Consider the following 6920-nt stretch of genomic DNA (forward strand, 5'->3'; position numbering starts at 1 on the left):
CGCCTATCGTGTTGCCCAGCACAATCCGTGCAGCAAAACGAATGAGGACCCGACATGGTGCGTGAAGACGTTGAATTTCTATCCGAAGGCGTGATCCTGCGCGGCTGGTTCTACCCGGCCGCGGATGCGCGCCCAGACCGGGCCAGCGCGGCCATCGTGATGGCGCATGGCTTTTCCGCGGTCAAAGAGCAATACCTTGATCGCTATGCCGAAGTCTTCGCCCGCAGCGGCTTTGCCGTGCTGGTGTATGACCATCGCAACTTTGGGGCGAGCGACGGGCAGCCGCACCAAGAGGCCGACCCCGTGCTGCAAAAGCGTGGCTATCGCGACGCCATCAGCTACCTGCTGACGCGGCCAGAGGTAGACGGCCAGCGCATCGGCGCCTGGGGTACGAGCTTCAGCGGGGGCCATGTGCTGGAGGTCGCTGCCGTCGACAAACGGGTCAAGTGCGTGGTGTCGCAAGTGCCCACCATCAGTGGCTACCAATCCGCCTTGCGGCGCACGCGTGCCGATCTCGTGCCGGTCGCGCTGGCGCGCTTCGCACAGGACAGGCAGCAGCGCTTCGAGGGTGCCGCACCGATGACGATGCCCGCCGTGTCCGCCGACCCGACTGCGCCGTGTGCAATGGCCGGCGCGGATAGCTTCCGCTTCTTTACCGACACCGCACCGTTCGCCCCGAACTGGCGCAACGAAGTCACCCTACGCAGTGCGGAGCTGTCGCGCGAGAACGAGCCGGGCGCCTTTATCGACCGCATCTCTCCCATCCCCCTGCTGATGATCGTGGCCGACAAGGATGTCCTGACGCCCGTCGACCTCTGCCTGCAGGCCTACGAGCGGGCACTGCAACCAAAGGCGCTGGTGCTGATCAGGGGCGGGCACTTCACGCCGTATATCGAACACTTTGAGCAGACCAGCAGTGCCGCAGCCGAATGGTTCGGCAGGCACCTTTGATCGGATCGGCCAGGGGCAGCACGTGCAGTTACGGCGCCGATGCCCCTCAAGCCACCTCGGGCTTGACGAGAAACGTGGCCTCCATGGCCCGCCGATCACGACAGCACGAACCCGTCTTGATGATCTGATACCGTTCCGGTCTGACAAGCCTTGGCCATGCCACGAGCACGTCACCACACAACATTCAGTACATCGCCCCCACCAAGCATGACCACGCTCCACATCATCATCCTGGCCTGTGTACAGGGCCTTGCCGAGCTGCTGCCGGTTTCCAGTTCGGCCCACGTCATCCTGGCCGAAAAATGGCTGGGGCTGGACCCGACCTCGCCCGACATGACGCTGATGCTGGTCATGCTGCACACGGGCACCATGTTTGCGGTCATCGTGTACTTCTGGCGCTCGTGGCGGCAGACGTATTTCTCGTCAACCAAGGCGCTATGGAACAACGGCGTCCAGCTGGCCGTGGCCACGGCGGCCACAGGTGTCGTTGGGCTGACCTTGCTCTATGTGATCAAGCACGTCTTCATGGGCGGCGCCGACAGCTTCGAGGTGGAGCACCTCTTTGGCAATTCCAGGTTGATGGCGGTCAGCTTGGCCGTGGCCGGCGTGCTGATCATCGTGTCGTCCCGGTACGCCAACACTGCCACCGGAGCGCTGACCGGCTGGCGCGCCCTTTGGATCGGAGCCGTGCAGGGGCTGTGCCTGCCGTTTCGTGGGCTGTCGCGCTCGGGCGCGACCATCTCCAGCGCAATGCTGGTGGGCGTGCAGCGTCGCCGTGCCGAGGAGTTCAGCTTCGCCCTCGCCGTGGTGCTGACCCCGGCGGTCATCGTCAAGGAAGGCTATCGCTTCTACAAGGCCTACGCGGGCACAGCCGACAGCATGCTGCACATGCTGGCGCCGAGCCTGCTGGGCATGGTGTTCAGCTTTATTGCCGGTTTGGTGGCACTGCGCTGGCTCTCACGCTGGCTGGAGCAGGGCCGCTGGTATCTGTTCGGCTGCTACTGCCTGGCCGCATCGGCTGCCGTGTGGATGTTTGCGGGCTGAGACCGCGTTTGGCTAACCGCCAATCACCGCCGGTTATCGACGGACGCTCTCGCATCCGTCGATAACCGGCATCCGGTTGCCCCGTTGCCGATCAGGGCAGCGGCGTCAGTCTCGGATAGACATGGCTGACCGGCACCTTGTTGGTCGTATGGCACGAGAAGCAGTTGGCACTCGGGGCAGATGGCGTCGCGCCCTGCACGAAGGTCTCCATCGTCGCGTTGGCAAGATGGTTCGTGCCGACCTCGTTGCCACCGTTGGGCGGTGCACCGCCAATCGTCCACGTCGTGCCCAGCTGGAAGTACTGCCGGCGCACGTCTGCCGCGTTCAACTGCGAGATCACGCTGGCGTTGGCAGAGATCACCTGCGTATTCAGGCCGGCCGCGTTGGCAGGGTTGCCGCCGTCGTTCGAGCCCCACGGCTTGGCACGCAGCACGGGCGACGGCCCCACCGGCGTGCCGGTGATGGCGGTGCCTGTCCAGCTGTTGTTGGTGGCGTTGAACGGACCGCTCGACCCGCTGGGCGTGAAGAGCCAACTGCCCGAGGTGTTCTGCGCAACGGTCTTCAGGCCGCTCGTCGAGTTGTAGGCGTAGGTGGCATTCGGTGCATTGCCCTCGTGCTCGAACGTGCCCCACACCATCTCGCCGTGTCCGCTGGTTGAGCCCACCACGTGCAGGCCCAGCATGACCAGCTTCAGCGTCGTCTGCCCGTTGGGAACCCAGTTGTTCGGGTTGCTCTTGTCGAACGTCGGGACCACGGCTTCAACCTGGATGTAGTCGTTCGGGTTGGGCACCTTGCTGGCATCCATCCAGCTCGACTTGGTCTCGATGGCCAGGGCCTTCGGGTCCTGGATCGTGTGGCCCTTGCTGGCTGCAAAGCTGACCACGGCATTCACATCGGCCATCGAGGTTGGGAACGCGATGTTCGTGTTGCCCGGGATCACCGCCGCGCCTTGCATCGTGCGGTGGAAGGCAAAGACATCGTTCACGGCGATGATGTAGTAGATCAACGACCCGTTCTGCGAGATCAGCACCCCGCTGTCTGCCTGGCCGGGCTCGACGTCGATCACATTGCCTGCGGGATCAATGAAGATCGGGATGCCCTTGATGACCAGCTTGCGCGCCTGGATGGCGGAAGTGAACGCCTTCATGGGCACGATTGGCACCGGCCGATCTGCCGACAGCAGCGCGCGCTGGCGAACGATCGGCGCGAGCTTGAGCACCTTCGGCGCCAGCAGCTTGCCGCGTGCATCGAGCAGTTCCAGCGTGCCCCGCTCAGTCTTGCGCACGTTCTGAACTTGTGTGCCCGGGATCAGCTTGCCGTTGGCCAGGCGAATTGACGGCGGTTTCTGCCCCGGCGTTTCGTGCGGCACTTCCACGATCTGCCCGGTGCGCGCCATCACGATCGGCAGGCCATGCGGACCCAGCTCCATTGCACGCAGGAACATGTTGATCGGCCGCCCCGGCGAGTTGGGGATGAAGTTGCGGCGTCCGCTGCTGTCTTCCGGGCTGACCGTGTAGAACTGCGGCGAGAACATGACGTGGCTGCCGCCGCCATACGTGGCCGGTGCGGGTGACGTCAGCCACAGGAACATCTGCTCCGTCCACTGGAAGAAGCCGCAGTTGGGCGCAAGCGCCACGGTGCTGTCAGCGGGCTTGACCACGCCGTTGAGCGTGACCGTACCGCTCTCAAAGAAACTGGCAACGGTGGCCGGCGAGATCGGACATCCTCCGGCGGCATCGGTCGGCACGGCTTGCGCCGCAGCTGTCTGTGCAAGGCTCAGTGCGGCCAGTAGCGCCGCACCACGCAAAGCTTGCTGAACTCCGAAACGCAGTGACATAGCTCCTCCCCAGGGTCGTGGTCATTGCTTCTTTGGTGCTGAATCGGACATCGGGAATCGGGTGCGTTCATCTCCTGCATGGATGTGTCGCGAACCCTGCGGCGCGCAAGCGCAACGCGGGCAGCGGCATGAACGGCGCAGTCAAACCGGGGGGCTGGTTTGCGCGCTGCAGTTCGGAGGGGGCCCCGATGACTGCACTCGCTTGCACAGTGCATCGCCGTAATTGTTGTGTGTGGATCCGGCGCGCGCTGCGCGGGGACTGCGCAATGGCAGTCCTAGCCTAGGAGATGGTCTGCGCGGCCAAGCATGAAATTTTCTTTGCTCTGATGTGCATGCAACCGCATGAGATACGCCTGCATTTGGATACGCTCGGGGCCAAACGTTTCCGACACAACCTGATGTACTGCGTGCGTTGCTCGCTGCTGTTCGTGAAGCCATGCGCGGTCGCTCCGTGGAGCCCCTGCCAGGCATGAAGTCATGGCGACTCACCCGCCAGAGACACCATGCATCCCGCGTCTCAGTCACGCTCGGTCAATACATCTCAACCCGGTGCATGAAGCGAGCAGCGCGCATGCATCACGCTTGATTTCCCAACGAAAGAGCGCTGCCGCCACATCACTTGCGCGTACCAATACGAGGTATCCGAACACCCTAATCCCTCGGATTCAGCAGCAGCAATTTGATCTACGCAGTTTGGCCGACCACGCTAGAATTTGCGACTCGAATGACCCGTTTTGCCGCCGCATGTCGACCTTCCATCACGCCAGCCTGCAGGACCCCGCCACCCTCATCGAGATCGTGCGAGCGCAGTCCGAAATCGCCAAGCTTGGTACGGACCTTGGAGCCATCATGGCGCTCGTCACCGAGCGGGCGCAGCGCCTGACCTGCGCGACCGGTGCCGTGCTGGAACTGGCCGAGGGCGAAGAGATGGTCTATCGCGCCACGTCCGGGCTGACTGACTCGCTGTTGGGCCTGCGCTTGGCGCGCCAGGGCAGCCTGTCGGGCCTGTGTGTGCAGACCGGCGACATCCTGCGCTGCGAAGACGCCGAGATCGACCCGCGCGTAGACCGCGAAGCATGCCGCCGCGTTGGCCTGCGCTCAATGGTGGTGACGCCGCTCAAGCATCTGGATACGACGGTGGGCGTACTCAAGCTGGTGGCACCCGAGGTGGATGCCTTTACCGAGCGCGATGTCGGCGTGCTGGAACTGATGTCTGAGCTGATTGCCGCGGCCATGTTCCATGCCGCCAATGCCGAGCGCGACCAGCTCTACCTGCGTGCCACGCACGATGCGCTGACCGATCTGCCCAACCGTGCACTGTTCTACGACCGTCTGCGCCAGTCGATCCACCTCGCGCAGCGTGCGCAAGGCGCGCTCGGCGTGCTCAACGTCGACATGGACAACCTCAAGACCATCAACGACCGCTACGGCCACCGCGCCGGCGATGCGGCCATCCGCGAGACCGCGCAGCGCATGAGCCGCAGCGCGCGCCGCTCCGACACCGTGGCTCGCGTGGGCGGCGATGAATTTGCCGTCATCCTGCCGGGCATCGATGCGCGAGACGACGCGCAAACCCAATGCGAGCGCCTGATTGAAGAGGTGCAGCAGCCCTACGCGTTTGAAGGCCAGCCGCTGGACCTGCGCGTAAGCGTAGGCGTCGCATTCATGCCCGAAGACGGCACCGAGATCACCACCTTGCTCGATCAGGCCGACCGCGCGATGTACGCCACCAAACGCCTGCGCAAGCAGGCCCTGCCGACGGCCACCGAGCATTGAAGGCCGACGCATCGCTTACGTCACCCGGCAATAAACCGTTACACCTGCAACGTGCCCGCGCCGGAATAAAGCGCGGGCCCGTTCGGTTTACGTGGGTGCAGGATGCGTTGTGCGAGCACGCCCGCGCCATCCCGCAGGCAAACCGATGTGCCAGGCAATACGACCAGACCGGTCACTGAACTACCGCTGCAGCACGTATTGAGACGTCGGGCATTCCTGGTGTTGGGGGATGAACATGAAGCGTCTGACAACCTTGACGATGGCGCTGATCACGCTGGGCATCTGCGCATGCGCGACCGCGCAGGACATGCCGGTCGGCACCTGCCAGCCGATGACTGGACAAACCGAGATCAACGGCGTCATGCAGGAGGTGCAAGGCACCGCGTGCCTGCAACCGGACGGAACCTGGCAGATGGTGGACACCGACGGCAGCCCCACCACCAACTACGGCCCACCGTATTACCTGGATGACACGTGGTACTGGGGTCCGCCCGTGTTCTTAGGCAGCGTGGTCTTCGTGGATCGCTTTCACCACATCCACCGCATGCACAACGTGTTCTTCCGCCATGATGGCCGCGGCTTTGCACGCGGTGGTTTCCGTGGCGGATTCCACGGCGGGCATGAGGGGAGTCATGAGGGGGGGCATGAAGGCGGCTCGCGCCGCTAGCGCCTCGGGCGACTAGACCCGCAGATAGTGCTCGCGCTCGCCCAGCCAGCGCTTGAGGTGCGCCTCCACCGCTTCGGGAAAGCGCGCGAGCATCTGCTCTGCGGCACCCTGCGCAAACTCGACCAGCCACGCATCGTGGTTGAGATCGGCAAAGCGCAGCATGGCTTCGCCCGACTGCCGCGCGCCAAGGAATTCACCAGGGCCGCGAATGTCCAGATCGCGCCGGGCAATCTCGAAACCATCGGTGGTCTCGCGCATGGTCTGCAGGCGCTGCTTGGCCGTGGGCGACAGCGGCGCCTGATACAGCAGGATGCACACCGATTCCGCCGTGCCCCGCCCCACGCGCCCGCGCAACTGATGCAACTGCGCAAGGCCAAAGCGCTCGGCGTGCTCAATCACCATCAATGAGGCATTGGGTACGTCCACGCCCACTTCGATGACGGTGGTGGCAACCAGCACGTGCAGCTCTGCGCTGGCAAAGGCGCTCATCACGGCGGCCTTGTCGGCGGAAGGCAAGCGGCCGTGCACCAGGCCCACCTTCAAACCAGCAAGGCTTTGAGAGAGTGTCTCGAAGGTCTCCACCGCCGTTTGCAACTGCAGTGCTTCACTCTCTTCAATCAGCGGGCATACCCAGTAGACCTGTCG

6 protein-coding genes are annotated in these 6920 nt (G+C 64.0%); 4 read left to right on the forward strand and 2 right to left on the reverse strand.

Features of this window, described 5'->3' with window-relative positions; translation table 11 throughout:
• Positions 1-54 precede the first annotated feature (54 nt).
• Positions 55-951 (forward strand): alpha/beta hydrolase, encoded by an 897-nt coding sequence (locus JHD73_RS15890; RefSeq protein WP_199031233.1) that lies wholly within the window; start codon positions 55-57, stop codon positions 949-951.
• 207 nt (positions 952-1158) lie between these two features.
• The gene (locus tag JHD73_RS15895) at positions 1159-1995 is read left to right on the forward strand and encodes an undecaprenyl-diphosphate phosphatase (RefSeq protein WP_199031234.1); all 837 of its coding nucleotides are present in this window, start codon (positions 1159-1161) and stop codon (positions 1993-1995) included.
• Positions 1996-2086: 91 nt separating this feature from the next.
• Here the strand turns inward: JHD73_RS15895 and JHD73_RS15900 are convergent, their stop codons facing one another.
• A complete protein-coding gene (locus JHD73_RS15900) occupies positions 2087-3832 on the reverse strand; it encodes a hypothetical protein (RefSeq protein ID WP_199031235.1) in 1746 nt (581 codons plus the stop codon).
• A gap of 744 nt (positions 3833-4576) precedes the next feature.
• Between JHD73_RS15900 and JHD73_RS15905 the strand changes: the two genes are divergently transcribed.
• Positions 4577-5608, forward strand: a complete 1032-nt coding sequence (locus JHD73_RS15905; RefSeq protein WP_199031236.1) for a sensor domain-containing diguanylate cyclase — start codon at positions 4577-4579, stop codon at positions 5606-5608.
• Positions 5609-5837: 229 nt separating this feature from the next.
• A complete protein-coding gene (locus JHD73_RS15910; RefSeq protein ID WP_199031237.1) occupies positions 5838-6275 on the forward strand; it encodes a hypothetical protein in 438 nt (145 codons plus the stop codon).
• A 12-nt stretch (positions 6276-6287) separates the two neighbouring features.
• Here the strand turns inward: JHD73_RS15910 and JHD73_RS15915 are convergent.
• The coding region (locus tag JHD73_RS15915) for a helicase-related protein (protein ID WP_269848285.1) at positions 6288-6920 on the reverse strand (633 nt) is incomplete at its 5' end.

Source organism: Ralstonia sp. ASV6 (assembly GCF_016429285.1).
Taxonomy (GTDB): Bacteria; Pseudomonadota; Gammaproteobacteria; order Burkholderiales; family Burkholderiaceae; genus Ralstonia; species Ralstonia flaminis.

What these genes read in the sequence shown, in the direction of transcription:
- JHD73_RS15890 (WP_199031233.1), top strand. Translation starts at nt 55, where the DNA reads ATGGTGCGTGAAGACGTTGAATTTCTATCCGAAGGCGTGATCCTGCGC.
- JHD73_RS15895 (WP_199031234.1), top strand. Translation starts at nt 1,159, where the DNA reads ATGACCACGCTCCACATCATCATCCTGGCCTGTGTACAGGGCCTTGCC.
- JHD73_RS15900 (WP_199031235.1), bottom strand. Translation starts at nt 3,832, where the DNA reads ATGTCACTGCGTTTCGGAGTTCAGCAAGCTTTGCGTGGTGCGGCGCTA.
- JHD73_RS15905 (WP_199031236.1), top strand. Translation starts at nt 4,577, where the DNA reads ATGTCGACCTTCCATCACGCCAGCCTGCAGGACCCCGCCACCCTCATC.
- JHD73_RS15910 (WP_199031237.1), top strand. Translation starts at nt 5,838, where the DNA reads ATGAACATGAAGCGTCTGACAACCTTGACGATGGCGCTGATCACGCTG.